Consider the following 17,868-nt stretch of genomic DNA (forward strand, 5'->3'; position numbering starts at 1 on the left):
TTTAATGGGCTCTTGTCGAACCCATTATAAAGAAACATCGCCGGGTGTCAATCACTTTTAAAGCCATCAAGAATGCCGAGGTTTTGGATATGCTGCTTTGCTTCCTGATCCCCCAGCTCGTATATCATTGAATAGATTTTGTGCAAATTTTCATCATGAACGTCATTGGTCGGGTCATGAGAGTATTCAACAAATGGGACGTGGGCACGGAAAAAATCACCGATGCTGTTGTCCTGCATCGTTTGAAAAACTTCCCGCATCTCTGTAATTTCATCATCTGTTGCTTTTATTTTAAATTGCCACGGCGACGCTTTTGGGGTTCTCATGATTTCGCCGGTTCCAACAGAAATATAATATGTTTTCTTTGCCTCGTTCAATGCTACGACTCCTTCAACCAATTTTTATGCATATTTTGCCTTGCACAATCTTATTTTATTCTTAATAATGGTATTAACAATCATACTGGTTTTTCATTTCAGTTATGGGTATATATAAAAGAGAGCAATCAAGAATAACCTGAAAGGAGGCGGATGCAAAATGAAACTGATTGATGAGTTATTTGAAATGTACCGGGATAAATTAACCGGTGACGAAGAGGATTTGGACATGATTACCTTTGCTGTTTTGGAAGGGTATGACCACGAAGATTTATTGGATATCGTAAAAGAAATGGACGAATATGAATTGCAATATTTTATCAGGCTGTACTTGCTTGAAACTTTAAAAGGCAAATTCGCCCAATTGGAAGGGAGAAAAGAAGATTCTTCACCCTATTATAGGCCGCTGCATTAATACATACTTTACTAAGAAAAGCGCAACCGCATTGCTCATCGACGTACAGACTGGAGTGCCTCCGACGAGATAAAGGAAACAAGGCGAGGAACGCAGGCTCAGGCTGCGACGTCCTCGAAAAAGCTTCGCTTTTCCTTCGTGCGATGCTGATGCTGTCGAAGCTTTCCTTGTCCTGTCGCTTCGCCTGCACTAGCACGTCCTGTGCGTCGGCAGGCTCAGGCTTGCGACGTCCTGTCGCTTCGCCTGCACTAGCACGTCCTGTGCGTCGGAGCTGGACACAGACATACCCTTTCTAAGGGATAATCTGGTTAAACTTTATATTTTTTTTAACCTTTAAAAAAACAGGCACATGAATGAATCGATCATGTGCCTGTTATTCGCTTGAAAGAATCAACTCTTTTAGAACAGCTGCCTGGTTATGTTCTTCATCCTTTGCCGCAAACAATAAGGTAATATTCTCTTTTTTACAGTGCTCCTTTAGTTTTCGCAAACATTTTTGCTGTTCTTTGCCTTTTTCAATTTCACTTATATAACGCCGTTTAAATTCCTGGAATTTTTCCGGATTGTGCCCAAACCATTTCCGCAATTCATGACTCGGGGCAATCTCCTTCATCCATTCACCGAGCTTTGCTTTTTCCTTGGAAACACCACGCGGCCAAATGCGGTCAACAAGGACACGATAACCATCGTCCGCAGTCGCTTCAAAGTAAATTCTTTTTAAATAAACATCATTTGCCATGTAAGCCGCCCCGCTTTCTTTAAAAAGCTTACCTTAAACGGAAACGGAGGATCAACATGAAAGAATTCGTCAGTAATTGTGATTTATGTAAAAAGCCCATTTATTGCGTTGCCGGTTTTTATCAAGGCGTCATTTTGGAAAATGGGATATCGATTTGTTTGGAGTGTGAGGAAAAAAGAAGAAAAAACGAAAAATCAACTTAAAGGCGAAAAGGCCCTAAACGAAACCACCCCTGGCTTTTTGAAGGATGGTTTCGTTTCTGAGCCTTGCCAGCTTATTCTTTTTCAGTTCTTACAATGAGCACGTCACATTCAGCGTGGCGGGTAATGTGTTCGGATACACTGCCAAGGAACATTCTTTCCACCGCATTCATCCCTTTTGCTCCGCAAATGATTAGATCTGCACCAACTTTTTTGGCAGCATGCTTCGTGATAACCGCCTTTGGAGAACCCTCCTGTACGAGAGTTTCTACCTTTTCAATCCCTTTTTCCTTCGCTTCCTGTGCGTAGCCATCCAGAAGCTCTTCAGCACGCTTGATTGCCCTCTTAGTAAAATTTACATCATACAATTCAATACCGTGATATTGGCTTGTATCCACTACATGAACAAGGTTTAACGTTGCGTTATTTCTCTTCGCAATCTCGATCCCCTTCCGAAAAGCCCACTCCGCAGGCTCCGAACCATCCACTGCTACAAGGATGTGGCTATAAGACATATCCATATATACAACCCCTTTTTATTTAATCTCTTTCTATTAAACTATTTTATTCATTAAAAAGCCAGAAAAATTTGGTAAAATTGCAATTTTGATAAAAGGTCTAATTCCGTATGGTTGTTTTGACTATCTTATTCCCATTTTCTTTTCTGTCCGCGAATCCCCGGCTCGTTTTACTTTAACCAGCATAAGTTATATTAAAAAGATAAGGTGGTGATATGTATGGGATTCGGCTGTGGCGGATGCGGATTCGGCGGTTATGGATATGGCGGTTACGGCATGGGTAATGCTTTTGCGTTAATCGTCGTACTTTTCATCTTGTTAATTATCGTTGGAGCATGTTGGTACTAGGCCAAGTTTCGGCAGTTTTTGAGAAAAATACCTCATTAACTGCCTTTTCCTTCTCATCCGGAGAAAAGCGTTCGGACTGTCCGCTAATTGCCCTTGTTTAGTGATAGATGATTTCGGGTTTGCAATTTCCGGCCAAATCTGTGAAGGGAACAAGTCCGAGCCGGAAATACTCCAGGACATTCCTAAACGCCTGGTGAAGGGTGCATATGAATTGACAGACAGCCGCCCCATGATCAAAAGTGAAACCACCCTTAAGGGTGGTTTCTTTTCACCAATCTTGGCCTTCCCTCTTTATGAAGGACTATGTTATGCCGATCGGCAGGGTGTTCCGGCAGCCGCCCTATTATTTTAATCTAAATATGGCCGTTCTTGTTTTAGGGATAATACCGTAGAAGGAACCATGGAAAAATGGCAGCTTTGCAGTTTAAAGCACCATAAAGTTGCACCCTTAACAGCAACGATTCACCTTGCCGCTTTCATAGCGTTCCTTAAGCGCAAATACATAGTACTCTTTTTCAGTCATAAGAGGCTCATTCGGATGCTTTCTCTGGTGATGCTCGATGTATCTCTCATAATTAGGGAGTCCAAATATTGTTTTCACATGACAATTCATCCGTTTGAAGGCTGCAAAAATGACATTCAACTACATCACCTCGTTTTTTATAGATTGAACGAACGGCGTCTCGTGCAGCTTCATTTTTTTCTTTTTCACCAAAATATTATACCAAACACGAAATGAATCAAGTATCAGCAGGATCACTACAGCAATAAAGATCACCGTTATGACAGCATCTAGCCTGTCGTTAAACACAATCTGCCTCATGACGTCCATATCGGAAGCCGGCGGCAGCACCTCTCCCTTGTCAATGGCTTCCTGGAAAATTTTGGCGTGAGCCAGGAATCCGATGGAAGGAACGGATGAAAATAATTTCATGAACGCCGCTGTCAACGTCGTGACGCATAAAAAGACGAAAGGAATCATTGTTACCCAGGCGAAGCGGGCTTTTCCCATCTTTATGATGATGGTTGTACCTACTGCGAGTGCGATGGCGGCCAGCATTTGATTGGAGATGCCAAACAGTGCCCAAAGTGAATTAATACCGCCAAACGGGTCAATTGCCCCCTGATACGTAATGTATGCCCAAGCCAATGTGATCAATGCAGAAGCAATGACGTTAGGCAAAAACTTGTCTGTTTGGCCGAACGGCTTGTAAAAGTTCCCCACAAAATCCTGAATCATAAATCGGCCAATCCGCGTTCCGGCATCAATGGTCGTTAAAATAAAAACGGCTTCAAAAAGAATTGCGAAATGATACCAGAACGCTTTCGCTCCCATGAGGAAGCTGGAGAAAATTTCCGCCATTCCCACTGCCAGCGTAGGAGCTCCTCCCGTTCTGGACATGATCGATGCTTCTCCAATTTCTGCGGCAGCAGTTTTAATTTCTTCCGGGGTAACCTGAAATCCCCATGAGGAAATGGCAGCTGCAGCTTCAACTGCATCCGTTCCTATCACCGCAGCAGGAGAATTCATGGCGAAGTAAAGACCAGGATGAAGAGCGCAAGCTGCAATTAAAGCCATGATGGCTACGCCGGACTCCATGAGCATTCCTCCGTAGCCAATCATTCTTGCATGCGATTCCTTTTCGATCATTTTTGGCGTCGTCCCGGAAGCCACAAGGGAATGGAAGCCGGAAACTGCTCCGCAGGCGATGGTGATAAACAAAAATGGAAATAAATTTCCGGCAAAAACGGGTCCGGATCCATCGATAAACCGGCTAATTTTAGGCATCTGTAAATCCGGAAGTACAATTAATATCCCGGCAGCGAGCAGGAAGATGACGCCAATTTTTAAAAAAGAGCTTAAATAATCGCGCGGTGCAAGCAAAAGCCAGACAGGAAGAATGGAAGCGATAAATCCATATACCCCCATCATAACGGCAAGTTGACCGCCAGTAAAAGTAAACATTGCTGCCCATTCAGGATCAGCAGCTACATACTGGCCGCCCCATATCGAAAGCATTAATAAAACAAAACCGATTAATGATCCTTCCAGCACTTTGCCCGGACGAATAAAACGCATATAAATGCCCATAAGCAATGCAATTGGGATTGTAGCGGCAATCGCAAAGACTCCCCAAGGCGAGTCAGCAAGTGCTTTCACAACAACAAGCGCCAACACTGCAATCAGAATAATCATAATCGCAACAATCCCAATAGAGGCAATGAGACCCCCGATCGGCCCCACTTCTTCCTTTGCAATCTGGCCAAGCGATTTCCCGTTTCGGCGCATTGAAGCCATTAATATGACTGCATCTTGGACTGCCCCCGCCAACACGACCCCAATGATGATCCATAGGGTTCCGGGCAGATAGCCCATCTGGGCTGCAAGAATGGGTCCGACAAGCGGGCCGGCTCCGGCAATGGCAGCAAAATGGTGACCGAAAAGAACCCATTTATTTGTCGGTACATAGTCCTTTCCATCATCATTGATTTCCGCTGGTGTTGCCCGGTTGTCATCCAGCTTGAAAAGTCGATAGGCAATAAATTTACTATAAAAGCGATAGGCCACCGCATATGTACAAACGGCAGCAATTAAAAGCCATGCGGCAGAAATGGTTTCTCCGCTGGCAAGCCCCAATAGAGCAAAAGCTGCAGCTCCCAAAAGTGAAACAGCAGTCCAGATACCAATCGAAAGCACACTTTTCTTCAACTTTTTCTCCCCCTTAATTGAATGTAATTTCATGCTTCCCTAGCATCCGTTCTTCCTATCTCTATACCTCCCTTTACAAAATATTATGAATACGGCGGTTAAAAATATCGGGTTTTTATTGGATATCCGGAAAAACCCTTGTGAATAATTGGGAAAAAAGGGAAAAACTCCTTCTTAATATTTTATATTCGGCACACTTTTTCCAAATCCTTCTTATTCTATACAATAATCTTCTTACCGCCTGGAACATATATCTTTCATTATTCTAAAACACTGATGATTACAAATCGTTACAAACGCTTATGTTTCCAAAAGAAAACGCCCGGCGAATTGCCGGACGAATTCCATTATCTTCCTAGATAAGCTTTCAGCATCCAATTATGTTTTTCCAGGCTTTGATGAATGGCAAGGAGCATGTCTCCCGTTGTTTCATCGCCGCTCTCATCGGCCAAAGTCATTCCTTCTTTTACTTCTTCTGTCAATTTTGTAAAATCATCGACGATGTCTTGTACCATTTCTTCCGCGGATTTCCCGTATTCAGCTTCCTTAATGCAAGCCACTTCCAAGGATTCCTTCAAGGTTGCCACCGGCTTCCCCTCCAATGCAAGCAGCCTTTCAGCGAGTTCATCGATATGCACGGCAGCCTCATTATAGAGCTCTTCAAACTTTGCATGGAGAGTAAAGAAGTTTGAACCCGTTACATACCAATGGTAATTATGCAGCTTCGTGTACAGGACCGTCCAGTTAGCTACTTGTTTATTTACCAGATCAACCAATTGCCTATTGTTTTCAGTCATTTCATCAGTCCTCCCAGCTTTAATGTACCCTTATTAATCATGAATCAAACACTGCTATTTTATCACGAAAATTACAACTTGTGTTACAATAAGGGGTAAGGATAGGGGGAAAATAAAAGATGAAAATTGTCATGATCATCTCTATTATGATTTGCATCGTTGTCATTCTTGTAACAGCCCTTGTGACTTCAAAGGCTTATTCATTTAAACATACGATAGACCCTGCTCCGGTTGATGGAACGAAACGCCCCCAGCCCGGAGATGAAACTTCATAAAAGTTTGTTCGGAAAGAAGCGTTTATTTATGAAACCCATTTTTATTGCGTTCATCCGTTTTTACCAAAAAGTAATTTCTCCGTTAAAGCCGCCTACTTGCCGTTTTTACCCTACCTGTTCCCAATATGGGCTTGAAGCAATTCAAAGGTTTGGAGCGCTGCGGGGCGGCTGGCTGACAATCAAACGCCTTGTCAAATGCCATCCATTTCATCCGGGCGGCATTGATCCCGTCCCGGAAAAAAAACAATAATTTTTTCCACTTATAGTATCGCCCCGTTTCCCGATACTATTCATGTATCAACTAAAAGGAGTGATACAAGTGGCAGAAGATGTACTATGCGAAGTGCAAAATTGCCGCTATTGGGCAAAAGGCAACAAATGCGCGGCTGACAGGATCTATATTGTGAGCCATTCGGGGAAAATGGCAGATAATGAGAGAGAAACGGACTGCCAGACATTTGAACCGGAAAAATAACCATGGATGGAATCCGGATGATCTTTACGAAATCAAAATAAAGACGAATTCGGATATTATGGACAAAACGCTATGAAAAGCGAGAAGCCCCTTCTCGCTTTTTTTCATTTTGCATATTGAATAAGTTCCCGGCGGACGAGCTTGTTTGCGCCGTTTTTTGGCAGCTCTTGGATACGGATGAATTTTTTCGGCACTTTATATGACGCCAGTTTTTTTCGGCAAAAATCAATTAGTTCTTCTTCTGGGATGTCATCACATGCTACAAAGAAAGCATAGGGAACCTTCCCCCACTTTTCGTCCTCCACTCCAGTAACGCCAGCTTCCACGACAGATGGATGAGCAAGAAGCACTTCCTCAATTTCAGCAGGATAAATGTTTTCCCCGCCCGAAATGATCAGGTCCGAGCGTCGGTCAAGAACAAAAACATATCCTTCCTCATCAAGATAGCCAATGTCTCCCGTTGCAAACCAGCCATCATGAAAAGAGTCCCTGTTCGCGTCTTCCCTGTTTAAATAACCAGGGGTGATGTTTGGCCCTTTTACGAAAATTTCCCCTGCTTCCAAAGGATTTGTCTCCCGTCCATCAGCCATGATTTTCAGCTGAAACGGAAACAGCGGCTTTCCCGCCGAACCCAGTTTGTCCAGACTGTCTTCAGGTGACAAGGTCACGATCTGCGAAACCGTTTCAGTCATTCCGTACGTTTGATACACAGGGATGTTTTTCCTTTTGCATGTCTCCAACAATGGGCGCGGGGCCGGACCGCCTCCCAAAAGCATGCAGCGGAAATTTGGATGATATGTTCCATCACCCAATTCAGACAACATCCGGATCAGCATGGAACTGACCGCTGACATGATCGTCACTTTTCCCGAAGATAAAAGGTCATTGACTGACCGCTCATCAAATTTTTCCATTAAAAGAACCGGAATACCGTAAATTACACTGCGAAGCAGGATGGAAAAGCCGCTGATATGATATAACGGGACGGTGCATAGCCACATGTCATCTTCCTGCAGCCCGATGTTCAATGCTGAACTTGTTGCGCTCCACCAATGGTTTCCATACGTTTGCAGCACCCCTTTGGGCTTGCCTGTCGTTCCCGATGTGTACATAATCGAGCAGACATCCTCCAGCCCGAAAACTTCCTGTATCTTTGCCTCGATACGTTCTTCCGGCAAGTCGTCGATACAAACGGTTTTTACCGGCAGCTGTGAAACCGATTGTTCAAATCGATTTTCATATAAAAGAATATCGGCTTGGCAATCCGTCAATTGAAAGGCCCATTCATCAGGTGCCAGCCTGGTGTTTAAAAATACTGTTTCTGCCCCAATTTGCTGAAGTCCATGAATAATAAAAATCGTTTCGGGCCGATTTCCCATCAGAATGGCAACCCGGCTTCGTTCGCCAATTGACAAAGCAGCCAATTTTCCTGCTGTTTCTTTCACGATGATAAGCATTTCCTCAAAAGACCAGGACTTGTCCCCAAATATAAGAGCCGTTCGCCGAGGGGTAAGATCGGCCCTTTTTATAAGCCAATTCGGCATTGTATTGTTCATGTTAAAAAACTCCTTTTGGTATGTATAGGAAAGCGCTGGAGCCAGACAACAAAAGTCTTTGCCAAAAAATGTTAAACCTAAAAAATACTTTTTCTTTACTTACAAAAAAACCTGATGGATTTTACCATCAGGTCCCCGAATTCAATAACGTATTACGGAAAACGCGGAAACTGCCCGAAATCCGGTTTGCGTTTCTCTTTAAATGCATCCCGGCCTTCTTTCGCCTCGTCTGTTGTATAGTACAGCAGCGTCGCATCTCCCGCAAGCTGCTGCAACCCGGCAAGACCGTCTGTGTCTGCATTGAATGCCGCTTTCAGGAAGCGAAGGGCAGTCGGGCTTTTTTCAAGCATTTCTTCACACCATTTGATTGTTTCCTCTTCCAGTTGATCGAGTGGAACAACGGTATTGACCAGGCCCATTTCAAGCGCTTCTTGGGCGTTGTATTGGCGGCAGAGGAACCAGATTTCCTTTGCTTTTTTATGGCCGACAATGCGCGCCAGGTAGCCTGAACCGTAACCGGCATCAAAGCTGCCGACTTTGGGGCCGGTTTGCCCAAAAATGGCGTTTTCGGCTGCGATCGTCAAGTCGCAGACAACATGAAGCACATGCCCGCCTCCGATCGCGTATCCGGCAACCATTGCTACAACAGGTTTCGGAATAACACGAATGAGTCTTTGTAAATCAAGCACGTTCAAGCGCGGAATATTATCCGATCCCACATATCCTCCATGCCCTCTCACTTTCTGATCCCCGCCGGAGCAAAATGCTTTTTGCCCGGCACCTGTCAGGACAATCACCCCGATATCCGAGTCATCCCTGGCATAAGAAAAGGCGTCGATCATTTCCATGATCGTTTGGGGCCTGAAAGCATTATGTACTTCCGGTCTGTTAATCGTTATTTTGGCAATGCCGTTATACGTCTCATATAAAATATCTTCATATTCTCTCTCTTTCGTCCATTGAACAGCCATACTGAAACCTCCTCCTTTAAAATATCAAACGATTTCCATTAAAAACTCCTTTACTATTGTACCAAATTTCATCGGTTCTTCCACATGTAATGCATGTCCAGCACCTTCCAGGATTACAAGCCGGGAGTCCGGAATCCTTTTATCCATTTCTTTGGCAATCCTGCAAAATTTAACGTCAAGCTCACCGCATATAACCAATACCGGGACTTGAAGTTCCTGAAGCCGATCCCACCAGGAAGGCTGCCTTCCCGTCCCCATTCCAAGCAAGCTGTTGGCAAGTCCCTTTGCCCTGTTTTTTAATCTGCTTTGGCGAATGGCTCTTTGTTTTTCAACAGGCAAGGCTTTCTGGGTAGAAAAAAGCGGGATGTTTTCCCAATAATCGACAAAGCTTTCAATCCCATCTTTCAAGATTTTTTCGGCCAATTGTTGATCTGCCATTATTCTCTGTTCCCGTTCCACTTTTGTTCTTAACCCAGGCGAAGAGCTTTCAAGCATTAAGCTTTTGAACCGCTCGGGATAAAGTATCGACATACCCAATGCAAGCCTTCCTCCCATGGAATATCCAAGCAAATGGACATGATCTATCTTAAGCCTGTTCAGTAATTCTAAAAGATGGGCGGCGACTGCTTCCATCTCATATTTGGCCAAATCCGCCGGTGCATCCGTTTGGCCATGTCCGGGCAAGTCCACCGCAATGGTCCTGAAAGATCCGGACAAGATATTGATCGTCTCTTTCCAAGTACCGCCATTACCCGTAAACCCATGAAGAAGCATGACCGCTTCACCTGACCCTTGCACATCCACATGGTAGGAAATGCCATCTATTGATAAGCGCATTTATTCTTCACCCTGAAAAAAATGGTTTATTTCCTGGGAAACATGATGCCATAAAGATCGGTGATGTCGGAGATTTTTGTCACGATCTGTCGGAATTTCAATAATATTTATACCTTCGGTTTGAACTGCGTTGAGCATGGCAACACGCAGGTCTTCCCAACTAAACACTTTTGAATATTGAGCACCATATAAATGAGCAGCATATTCAAAATTCAGACCCGTTGGAGTGCCGAATAACAATTCAAAGTGAGTCCCTGCTTCCGCTTGCTGGAGATGGGAAAAAATACCTCCCCCATCGTTGTTGAGCAAAATGATATTGATATTGATTTTATGCAGCCTGGCTGTCAACAATCCATTCATGTCATGGAAAAAGGAAAGATCTCCAATCAATAAAAAAAGCGGCTGGCAATGAACAGCGCCACCGATGGCACTCGAAACGACGCCGTCTATCCCATTTGCACCACGGTTGCCCAATAAGCGGATGTTTTTTTGGTTTACATGAAAAAAAGTATCCATATCCCTGATCGGCATGCTGTTGCCAATAAAGACTGCACTTTCGGGCGGAAGCAATTCGCTGAACAAGGATACCGCTTTTCCTTCATCAAGCTCCTCTATCGTATCAACATAAGACCATATTGCATTTTTAGCGAGTGCATTCACCTGTTTCCATCTGTTGATCCAGGTTTCATTCTTTTCATATTTAAACCCGCTTAGCTTCTTGCAAAAAATCGTTTCGGAGCAATAGATCATTTCAGGGCTCAAATAATTTGGATCCCTCCATCCACCGTTTCCGTCCACAAAAATATGTTGAACGCGCGGCAATCCCTTAAGAAAAAGCGATAAAGACTTGGAAACAGGCATTCCGCCAAAATGGATCACCACATCCGGCTCCAATGCTGTTTTGGCTGCCTCGGCCCTAAGGATCGCATCATAGCTGTCCATTATCAGATCTGACGTATCTAACATGCTCCGCAGTTGTGACAGGGGATCGGCCAAAACGGGATATCCAAGTCTTTCGGCGAGTTTCACAACGGCTGCCGAAAATTCGCTATCATCCATGACTCCGCAAACGATCAGACCTTTTCTCGCCTTCTTACATAAATTGGAAACTGCATTGATCGTTTCCTCTGATACATGAAAATTTGTTTTGGGAACAACGGAATGACAGCGTTCGGACTGATCAAAAGGGACAGGCTCAAGCCTTGGAAGCAGCGGTTCCCTCAGGGGAAAATTCAAATGAACAGGCCCCGGCAAAACTCCGCTGGCAACTGATACGGCACGGGCTGCCTGGGAACGCACATATTTTTTGGCGCTATCCCCTTGTTCAGGCAAAGCCATTTCCCTGAACCATCGAACATGGTTGCCATACAAATTTATCTGATCAATTGCCTGGGGCGCCCCAACGTCTCTCAGCTCCGGGGGCCGGTCGGCGGTCAAAACGATCAACGGAACCCTGGATAAATTTGCTTCCACCACAGCGGGATAATAATTGGCCGCAGCGGTTCCGGAAGTGCATAAAACGGCAACAGGCTGCTTAGATGCCTTGGCCAACCCAAGGGCAAAAAACGCAGCCGACCTTTCATCAATATTCATATACACTTGAATGCTGGGGTGTTCAGCAAATAACATGGCCAACGGTGTTGAACGGGATCCGGGACTAATAACCACTTCATTCACCCCGGATTTGGCCAGGCCATCTATAAATGCAGCTATATATTCGGTTAAAGCGTCTTGCCAGCTCATGCATCCGTTCCCTCCATTGCCTGCAGCATCGGCTGAAATTTTATGCCTGTTTCCTTTAACTCGTCTTCCGGTTCCGAGTCCGCAACGAGTCCGCACCCGGCATACAAAAAAACTTCGTCCTGTTTCATCAATCCCGAGCGAATGGCGACGATGAACTCGCCATTTCCGCGAAAATCTGTCCAGCCAATTGGAGCAGCATAGAAACCCCTGTCCATCATTTCTTTCTCGCGAATGATTTCGAGTGCCTTTGAAGTTGGAACGCCTCCCAACGCCGGGGTAGGATGCAGCTTTTCCACGAGTTGAAAAATGGATGTGGATGTCTTTGCCTTCCCCCTGACAGGAGTGTACAGATGCTGAATATAAGGCGTCTTTAAAAGCACTGGTTCTTTTGGGACATCCATGTTTTCGCAATGCGGTTCAAGGGCCTTTTTAATCATTTCTACCACAAGCGCGTGTTCATGCAAGTTTTTTTCATCGTTCATCAAGGTTTGGCCGAGCTTTCGATCTTCCTCCGGATCTTTATTTCTGCCGATGGAGCCGGCAAGGCTTGTTGAAAAAATTACTTCGCCGGATTTTTTTACAAGCCTTTCAGGAGATGCACCAACAAAACAGCAATCTCCGGACTCGATGGAAAAAATAAAACTATTGGGCTGTTGCATATTCAACCTTGTTAATACATCCCCGGATGCGGGTGGATTGGAAAATACAAGCCTCATTTTTCTGGAAAGAACAACTTTTTTAACTGTCGTTTCTTTTATAAGATTTACAACATCGCCGACGGATGTTAACCATTCAGCTACTGAATTCTCTTCCTTATACATCAGGGTTGACAGAGTCTGCTTCTCACTGAAAGGCTGGTTGACAAGTTCGTCGATTCCCCTTTCCGCATAAAGAAGCGCCCCATCTTTATTTTCTTTATCGTCCAGCAAATTGACTGTCATGAAACAATCTCCGTTTAAACGGGTCAGCATAAACTCCGGCAAATAAAACAGGGCATCGCCAAAAGGCTGCCAAAGTTCTTCTTTCATGCTGTATGGATCAAAAGAAAAACCCCCAAACAAAAGCGGTCCTGTTCCCGGGGATTCAAACGGGTTATCAATTATCGCCGACCCAAGCTGTTTCATCCACTCTTTCTCAAGCTGGCCAAAACGCTCTTCGGCACTATTATTCACGAATGAGCGGGTGATCCCAAGTCCAACGAGTACCATCCCGTCATCCGGACTTTTCCAAAAAAAACTTTCCCCTTTGTAATCAGGACGATTGGACTTATAAAAAAAAATCGGGTCCATGTTTTTTATTTTTCTTGTAATGCTAAATAAAACCTTATTTGATTTATCTTCCTCTTGCTTCAATAATTGTTTGTCCCGAAAAGTTAAATTGATCAAAGCAACTCTCTCCCAAATCGTGGACTTTTCATTTTTCTTCTATTTATTTATTATATATGAATATAAGGACGAAATGTAATAAATTCGCTTTCGCCAAAGATTTCCGGATTCACGCTGAAAAAACATTGACACTTGTGCATACATTCTCTACACTTTAGTAGGTGAAATATGTTAAGGGAGAGAATTTTGAATGAACGTTCAAGCTCAATCTGCCTTTCCTGAAGAAAAAAGCTGGCGGATTTGGTGGCGATTGACCCGCCCGCATACATTAACGGCCGCTTTCGTTCCCGTTTTGCTTGGTACGGCGTTATCGGCAAATGAACAGCCTATTCACGGACTCCTCTTTGTCTCTATGCTGGTTGCAAGTTTGCTTATTCAGGCTGCAACGAATATGTTTAATGAGTATTATGATTTTGCCAGGGGCCTGGACAATCAGCATTCCGTCGGCATCGGCGGCGCAATTGTAAGACATGGTGTAAAACCTTCGACTGTACTTGGGCTCGGGTTTGCATTTCTCGGTGCAGCGATGCTTTTGGGAGTTTACATTTCCGCAAGCAGCAGTTGGTGGATCGCACTCGTCGGCCTCGTCAGTATGGCAGCCGGTTATTTTTACACCGGCGGGCCTTATCCGATTGCCTACACGCCTTTCGGGGAAATCACGTCAGGTTTTTTCATGGGGTTTGTCATTACCCAAATTGCCTACTTTATCCAAACAGGGAATATAAACATCATTAGCATGTTTGTCTCCGTTCCCATATCGATACTGATTGGCGCGATCATGCTGGCAAATAATATTCGGGATTTGGACGGCGATAAGAAAAGCGGAAGAAGAACAGTAGCCATCCTGCTTGGCCGGGAAAAAGCCATAAAACTGCTTGCCGGCATGTTTATTGTTTCTTATGTTTTTATTCTTGTTCTTATCATCATATTTTCTTTATCCCCTTGGCTTTTAACCACGTTTGTGAGTATTCCGAAAGCAGTCAGCGCCGTTAGAGGGTTTGTTGGAAAAACTGAACCGGTGCAAATGATGCCGGCAATGAAGGCAACAGCCCAAACTAATACCATTTTTGGTTTCTTGATGGCCATCAGTTTCTTTATCAGTTATGTGATCAGCTAAAAACATGTCCCATAATCCGGGGCATGTTTTTTCTATATATGCCGGTGTTTACGATTACTGAAAAATAGGGAAAAGGGCAGTAAGAAAGTAAATGATTTCAACAAATACGTTCATACTAATACAAACTTGATGAGGAAGTGATTTTATGCTGACCCATGAACAAACAGCCCGTTTAAAGGAAAAACTTTTAAATATCCAAAAGGAGCTCCGTGAAGATATCAGGGAAACCGGCGGAAATCTGGAAGAAAATAATTCGCGTGAAAGTACAGGTGAACTATCCTTATACGATAACCACCCTGCAGATATGGGGACAGAACTGTTTGAAAGGGAAAAAGACAGGGCACTCTCCGTCCATAGCAAAGATGAACTTGAGAAAGTAGAAAAAGCTTTGGCTTCAATTGAAAATGGGAATTACGGGCTTTGTGAACAGTGCGGAAAGAACATTCCTTTTGACAGGCTCGATGCCATTCCTTATGCAACAACCTGTGTTGAACACTCGCCGGACCAATTTACACCCGGGGACAGACCCGTGGAAGAAGAAATTTTAAATCCTGCGAGAAACGACACGTTTTCAAGCCGTGACCTCAGTGAAGCAGATGATTACGAAGACAGCTTCGAAGAAGTGGGATCGTTTGGCACATCGGAAACGCCCTCTGATTTTACAGGCGACTTTGACAGCTATAACGAACTGTACAGCGATGACGAACGCGAAGGCGCTCCTGAACAGTATGAAACTTTTGTGGGAACGAATATGGAAAACGATGATATTGAAATTTATTCATCAGAAAATGAACGGGAATATGTGGACACGCTTGATGAAGAGGGCGTAGAATCACCAATTGGCGACATACCGTATCGAGAAACAGACGGATACGTGGATGATAGTAAAGAAAAGCGCAAGGCGGCTGGCCTGCGACAAGAACAAGACGATTCCCGAAAAGGCAGATTTTAACCGCCACAGGGGAAGCGGCTTGATCCTTGCACCGATGGCGCCTGGCCGAAAAAGGTTGTCACGTCCTGTCTCTCGAAACTGGACAAAGCTGATATTTTTTTCGGCCTAATATTCATAAAGAGGAAAAATAGAAAATGCCACTCAGGCTGAGTGGCATTTCTAATTGGATGACCCCTACGGGATTCGAACCCGTGTTACCGCCGTGAAAGGGCGGTGTCTTAACCGCTTGACCAAGGGGCCCTGTCTTTTTTTATAATGGCGGAGAAGGAGGGATTTGAACCCTCGCGCCGCTTACGCGACCTACACCCTTAGCAGGGGCGCCTCTTCAGCCTCTTGAGTACTTCCCCAATTTATGAAACTGAATCATCAAATAATAAAAAAAGAACTCCGCAGGTAGGATTCGAACCTACGACCGATCGGTTAACAGCCGATAGCTCTACCACTGAGCTACTGCGGAATGGTGGGCCTAAGTGGACTTGAACCACCGACCTCACGCTTATCAGGCGTGCGCTCTAACCAACTGAGCTATAGGCCCTTCATATGGAGCGGGTGATGGGAATCGAACCCACGACAACAGCTTGGAAGGCTGTAGTTTTACCACTAAACTACACCCGCATAATTTAAAATGGGGCGACTAATGGGAATCGAACCCATGATGTCGGAGCCACAATCCGATGCGTTAACCACTTCGCCATAGCCGCCATGAAAATGGTGGCTCAGGACGGAATCGAACCGCCGACACAAGGATTTTCAGTCCTTTGCTCTACCGACTGAGCTACTGAGCCCTATATAATCCATGCTATGACGTTTTAAACCCTTGCATCATCAGCATCTATGTAAAACATGGGTGATAATGGCGGTCCCGACGGGAATCGAACCCGCGATCTCCTGCGTGACAGGCAGGCATGTTAACCGCTACACTACGGGACCTGAAATTGCGGGGGCAGGATTTGAACCTGCGACCTTCGGGTTATGAGCCCGACGAGCTGCCAGACTGCTCCACCCCGCGGCGATAAGAAAATGGCGGAGGAAGAGGGATTCGAACCCCCGCGCGGTTTGACCCGCCTGTCGGTTTTCAAGACCGATCCCTTCAGCCAGACTTGGGTATTCCTCCAAAGAAGATAAAAGAAAATGGTGGACCTTGTAGGACTCGAACCTACGACCGGACGGTTATGAGCCGTCTGCTCTAACCAACTGAGCTAAAGGTCCTATTTTGGTAGCGGCGGAGGGGATCGAACCCCCGACCTCACGGGTATGAACCGTACGCTCTAGCCAGCTGAGCTACGCCGCCCAAAGATATATGACCTTTGAAATATGGTGGAGCCTAGCGGGATCGAACCGCTGACCTCCTGCGTGCAAAGCAGGCGCTCTCCCAGCTGAGCTAAGGCCCCATTTGTAATGATCGGGAAGACAGGATTTGAACCTGCGGCCCCTTGGTCCCAAACCAAGTGCTCTACCAAGCTGAGCTACTTCCCGTGTTAGATATTAGATGTGGGATCTGAGAGGTTAGATATTTCAGCCTTGGAAGGGTCTCGCATAACTTCGAACTTCCAGCTTCTAAGATTAACGCGCCCGAAAGGAGTCGAACCCATAACCTTCTGATCCGTAGTCAGACGCTCTATCCAATTGAGCTACGGGCGCAATATATGCCGAGGACCGGAATCGAACCGGTACGGTAGTCACCTACCGCAGGATTTTAAGTCCTGTGCGTCTGCCTGTTCCGCCACCCCGGCAGATAAAAAGAGCGGAAGACGGGGTTCGAACCCGCGACCCCCACCTTGGCAAGGTGGTGTTCTACCACTGAACTACTTCCGCTTAATTAAAATGCGGGTGAAGGGAGTCGAACCCCCACGCCTTGCGGCACTAGATCCTAAGTCTAGCGTGTCTGCCAGTTCCACCACACCCGCGTTATGAGATGTTGGAAATTAGATACAAGAAAATTAAAGTGCAAGTTAATGCTTCGAAGTGATAACTAAAGGTCTAACTTCTATCTTTCAATTTTTCATTTCCAGAATGGTGAGCCATGCAGGATTCGAACCTGCGACCCTCTGATTAAAAGTCAGATGCTCTACCAACTGAGCTAATGGCTCTTATTGATTCATTTTGTCAAAATTGTAAATCGACAGAAAATGACAAGAATACAAAATGATGGTGCCGGCCAGAGGACTTGAACCCCCAACCTACTGATTACAAGTCAGTTGCTCTACCAATTGAGCTAGGCCGGCGTTTATGGTGGAGGATGACGGGTTCGAACCGCCGACCCCCTGCTTGTAAGGCAGGTGCTCTCCCAGCTGAGCTAATCCTCCGAAATACAAGATGTACGAGTGAATGCGTTGCGACAGGACGTCACATACTTAGCATGCATTCCTTTAATGTTCTGCCCGGCAACGTCCTGCTCTCGCAAGGGGAAACCCCTCACTACCATCGGCGCTGAAGAGCTTAACTTCCGTGTT

General features: G+C 45.1%; 19 protein-coding genes, 21 tRNA genes and 1 rRNA gene. 8 read left to right on the forward strand and 33 right to left on the reverse strand.

What is annotated here, in order from left to right:
• Positions 1 to 47 precede the first annotated feature (47 nt).
• Positions 48 to 377, reverse strand: coding sequence for a hydrolase (locus AB1L08_RS04955; RefSeq protein ID WP_413063574.1), 330 nt, complete (start codon positions 375 to 377; stop codon positions 48 to 50).
• A gap of 160 nt (positions 378 to 537) precedes the next feature.
• Here AB1L08_RS04955 and AB1L08_RS04960 point away from each other — a divergent pair, with 160 nt between their 5' ends.
• Entirely contained in the window at positions 538 to 792 is a 255-nt protein-coding gene (locus tag AB1L08_RS04960; protein WP_413063575.1) for a DUF6154 family protein, read from the forward strand.
• Positions 793 to 1,165: 373 nt separating this feature from the next.
• Here the strand turns inward: AB1L08_RS04960 and AB1L08_RS04965 are convergent, their stop codons facing one another.
• Positions 1,166 to 1,531, reverse strand: a complete 366-nt coding sequence (locus AB1L08_RS04965) for a DUF488 domain-containing protein (protein ID WP_413063576.1) — start codon at positions 1,529 to 1,531, stop codon at positions 1,166 to 1,168.
• Between the two features lie 56 nt (positions 1,532 to 1,587).
• Here AB1L08_RS04965 and AB1L08_RS04970 point away from each other — a divergent pair, with 56 nt between their 5' ends.
• Positions 1,588 to 1,734: a hypothetical protein gene (locus AB1L08_RS04970; protein ID WP_413063577.1), complete on the forward strand. Its 147-nt coding sequence runs from the start codon at positions 1,588 to 1,590 to the stop codon at positions 1,732 to 1,734.
• A gap of 71 nt (positions 1,735 to 1,805) precedes the next feature.
• Here the strand turns inward: AB1L08_RS04970 and AB1L08_RS04975 are convergent, their stop codons facing one another.
• A complete protein-coding gene (locus AB1L08_RS04975) occupies positions 1,806 to 2,252 on the reverse strand; it encodes a universal stress protein (protein WP_413063578.1) in 447 nt (148 codons plus the stop codon).
• Positions 2,253 to 2,468: 216 nt separating this feature from the next.
• Here AB1L08_RS04975 and AB1L08_RS04980 point away from each other — a divergent pair, with 216 nt between their 5' ends.
• Entirely contained in the window at positions 2,469 to 2,597 is a 129-nt protein-coding gene (locus AB1L08_RS04980) for a YjcZ family sporulation protein (RefSeq protein WP_413063579.1), read from the forward strand.
• A 448-nt stretch (positions 2,598 to 3,045) separates the two neighbouring features.
• On the opposite strand, the gene AB1L08_RS04985 is transcribed toward AB1L08_RS04980, so the two are convergent.
• From AB1L08_RS04985 to AB1L08_RS04995, 3 genes are all read right to left on the reverse strand, one after another.
• The gene (locus tag AB1L08_RS04985) at positions 3,046 to 3,210 is read right to left on the reverse strand and encodes a CstA-like transporter-associated (seleno)protein (RefSeq protein WP_413063596.1); all 165 of its coding nucleotides are present in this window, start codon (positions 3,208 to 3,210) and stop codon (positions 3,046 to 3,048) included.
• A gap of 30 nt (positions 3,211 to 3,240) precedes the next feature.
• The gene (locus AB1L08_RS04990) at positions 3,241 to 5,307 is read right to left on the reverse strand and encodes a carbon starvation CstA family protein (RefSeq protein ID WP_413063580.1); all 2,067 of its coding nucleotides are present in this window, start codon (positions 5,305 to 5,307) and stop codon (positions 3,241 to 3,243) included.
• Positions 5,308 to 5,654: 347 nt separating this feature from the next.
• Positions 5,655 to 6,104: a Dps family protein gene (locus AB1L08_RS04995; RefSeq protein WP_413063581.1), complete on the reverse strand. Its 450-nt coding sequence runs from the start codon at positions 6,102 to 6,104 to the stop codon at positions 5,655 to 5,657.
• A 119-nt stretch (positions 6,105 to 6,223) separates the two neighbouring features.
• On the opposite strand from AB1L08_RS04995, the gene ytzI reads away from it, so the two are divergent.
• From ytzI to AB1L08_RS05010, 3 genes are all read left to right on the forward strand, one after another.
• Positions 6,224 to 6,379, forward strand: coding sequence for a YtzI protein (gene ytzI, locus AB1L08_RS05000; RefSeq protein WP_413063582.1), 156 nt, complete (start codon positions 6,224 to 6,226; stop codon positions 6,377 to 6,379).
• 28 nt (positions 6,380 to 6,407) lie between these two features.
• The gene (gene yidD, locus AB1L08_RS05005) at positions 6,408 to 6,629 is read left to right on the forward strand and encodes a membrane protein insertion efficiency factor YidD (protein ID WP_413063583.1); all 222 of its coding nucleotides are present in this window, start codon (positions 6,408 to 6,410) and stop codon (positions 6,627 to 6,629) included.
• A 69-nt stretch (positions 6,630 to 6,698) separates the two neighbouring features.
• A complete protein-coding gene (locus AB1L08_RS05010) occupies positions 6,699 to 6,854 on the forward strand; it encodes a DUF1540 domain-containing protein (protein ID WP_413063584.1) in 156 nt (51 codons plus the stop codon).
• A gap of 104 nt (positions 6,855 to 6,958) precedes the next feature.
• On the opposite strand, the gene AB1L08_RS05015 is transcribed toward AB1L08_RS05010, so the two are convergent.
• From AB1L08_RS05015 to AB1L08_RS05035, 5 genes are all read right to left on the reverse strand, one after another.
• On the reverse strand, positions 6,959 to 8,410 hold the full coding sequence (locus tag AB1L08_RS05015; RefSeq protein WP_413063585.1) for an o-succinylbenzoate--CoA ligase: 1,452 nt from the start codon (positions 8,408 to 8,410) through the stop codon (positions 6,959 to 6,961).
• A 152-nt stretch (positions 8,411 to 8,562) separates the two neighbouring features.
• The gene (menB, locus tag AB1L08_RS05020) at positions 8,563 to 9,381 is read right to left on the reverse strand and encodes a 1,4-dihydroxy-2-naphthoyl-CoA synthase (RefSeq protein ID WP_413063586.1); all 819 of its coding nucleotides are present in this window, start codon (positions 9,379 to 9,381) and stop codon (positions 8,563 to 8,565) included.
• Between the two features lie 24 nt (positions 9,382 to 9,405).
• Complete coding sequence (gene menH, locus AB1L08_RS05025; RefSeq protein ID WP_413063587.1) at positions 9,406 to 10,218, reverse strand: 2-succinyl-6-hydroxy-2,4-cyclohexadiene-1-carboxylate synthase; 813 nt, start codon at positions 10,216 to 10,218, stop codon at positions 9,406 to 9,408.
• Positions 10,219 to 11,961, reverse strand: a complete 1,743-nt coding sequence (gene menD, locus AB1L08_RS05030; RefSeq protein ID WP_413063588.1) for a 2-succinyl-5-enolpyruvyl-6-hydroxy-3-cyclohexene-1-carboxylic-acid synthase — start codon at positions 11,959 to 11,961, stop codon at positions 10,219 to 10,221.
• Positions 11,958 to 13,346 carry an isochorismate synthase gene (locus AB1L08_RS05035; protein ID WP_413063589.1) on the reverse strand — a complete coding sequence of 463 codons (1,389 nt, stop codon included), beginning with the start codon at positions 13,344 to 13,346 and terminating at the stop codon, positions 11,958 to 11,960. The genes menD and AB1L08_RS05035 overlap by 4 nt, the downstream gene beginning before the upstream one ends.
• A 190-nt stretch (positions 13,347 to 13,536) precedes the next feature.
• Between AB1L08_RS05035 and AB1L08_RS05040 the strand changes: the two genes are divergently transcribed.
• Both AB1L08_RS05040 and AB1L08_RS05045 read left to right on the forward strand, forming a co-directional pair.
• A complete protein-coding gene (locus AB1L08_RS05040) occupies positions 13,537 to 14,463 on the forward strand; it encodes a 1,4-dihydroxy-2-naphthoate polyprenyltransferase (protein ID WP_413063590.1) in 927 nt (308 codons plus the stop codon).
• A gap of 145 nt (positions 14,464 to 14,608) precedes the next feature.
• Positions 14,609 to 15,415, forward strand: a complete 807-nt coding sequence (locus tag AB1L08_RS05045; RefSeq protein ID WP_413063591.1) for a TraR/DksA C4-type zinc finger protein — start codon at positions 14,609 to 14,611, stop codon at positions 15,413 to 15,415.
• Between the two features lie 168 nt (positions 15,416 to 15,583).
• Here AB1L08_RS05045 and AB1L08_RS05050 read toward each other — a convergent pair.
• From AB1L08_RS05050 to rrf, 22 genes are all read right to left on the reverse strand, one after another.
• Positions 15,584 to 15,655: transfer RNA gene (locus AB1L08_RS05050), tRNA-Glu, on the reverse strand.
• 16 nt (positions 15,656 to 15,671) lie between these two features.
• A tRNA-Ser gene (locus tag AB1L08_RS05055) sits at positions 15,672 to 15,762 on the reverse strand.
• Between the two features lie 38 nt (positions 15,763 to 15,800).
• Positions 15,801 to 15,872: transfer RNA gene (locus AB1L08_RS05060), tRNA-Asn, on the reverse strand.
• Between the two features lies 1 nt (position 15,873).
• Positions 15,874 to 15,950, reverse strand: a tRNA-Ile gene (locus AB1L08_RS05065).
• A 6-nt stretch (positions 15,951 to 15,956) separates the two neighbouring features.
• Positions 15,957 to 16,030, reverse strand: a tRNA-Gly gene (locus tag AB1L08_RS05070).
• A gap of 11 nt (positions 16,031 to 16,041) precedes the next feature.
• Positions 16,042 to 16,116, reverse strand: a tRNA-His gene (locus AB1L08_RS05075).
• Positions 16,117 to 16,124: 8 nt separating this feature from the next.
• Positions 16,125 to 16,200: transfer RNA gene (locus AB1L08_RS05080), tRNA-Phe, on the reverse strand.
• Between the two features lie 69 nt (positions 16,201 to 16,269).
• Positions 16,270 to 16,345 (reverse strand) — tRNA-Asp (locus tag AB1L08_RS05085).
• Positions 16,346 to 16,350: 5 nt separating this feature from the next.
• A tRNA-Met gene (locus tag AB1L08_RS05090) sits at positions 16,351 to 16,424 on the reverse strand.
• Positions 16,425 to 16,436: 12 nt separating this feature from the next.
• Positions 16,437 to 16,529: transfer RNA gene (locus AB1L08_RS05095), tRNA-Ser, on the reverse strand.
• Positions 16,530 to 16,547: 18 nt separating this feature from the next.
• Positions 16,548 to 16,624 (reverse strand) — tRNA-Ile (locus tag AB1L08_RS05100).
• Between the two features lie 5 nt (positions 16,625 to 16,629).
• Positions 16,630 to 16,706: transfer RNA gene (locus tag AB1L08_RS05105), tRNA-Met, on the reverse strand.
• A 24-nt stretch (positions 16,707 to 16,730) separates the two neighbouring features.
• A tRNA-Ala gene (locus AB1L08_RS05110) sits at positions 16,731 to 16,806 on the reverse strand.
• Between the two features lie 11 nt (positions 16,807 to 16,817).
• Positions 16,818 to 16,891 (reverse strand) — tRNA-Pro (locus AB1L08_RS05115).
• 91 nt (positions 16,892 to 16,982) lie between these two features.
• Positions 16,983 to 17,056: transfer RNA gene (locus AB1L08_RS05120), tRNA-Arg, on the reverse strand.
• 6 nt (positions 17,057 to 17,062) lie between these two features.
• Positions 17,063 to 17,148: transfer RNA gene (locus AB1L08_RS05125), tRNA-Leu, on the reverse strand.
• Positions 17,149 to 17,158: 10 nt separating this feature from the next.
• A tRNA-Gly gene (locus tag AB1L08_RS05130) sits at positions 17,159 to 17,230 on the reverse strand.
• Between the two features lie 10 nt (positions 17,231 to 17,240).
• Positions 17,241 to 17,322 (reverse strand) — tRNA-Leu (locus tag AB1L08_RS05135).
• A 107-nt stretch (positions 17,323 to 17,429) separates the two neighbouring features.
• Positions 17,430 to 17,505: transfer RNA gene (locus tag AB1L08_RS05140), tRNA-Lys, on the reverse strand.
• 59 nt (positions 17,506 to 17,564) lie between these two features.
• Positions 17,565 to 17,640 (reverse strand) — tRNA-Thr (locus AB1L08_RS05145).
• 5 nt (positions 17,641 to 17,645) lie between these two features.
• Positions 17,646 to 17,721: transfer RNA gene (locus AB1L08_RS05150), tRNA-Val, on the reverse strand.
• 73 nt (positions 17,722 to 17,794) lie between these two features.
• Positions 17,795 to 17,868, reverse strand: a 5S ribosomal RNA gene (rrf, locus tag AB1L08_RS22555); the annotation flags it as partial.

The organism is Siminovitchia jepli (genome assembly GCF_047228825.1).
Taxonomy (GTDB): Bacteria; Bacillota; Bacilli; order Bacillales; family Bacillaceae_C; genus Siminovitchia.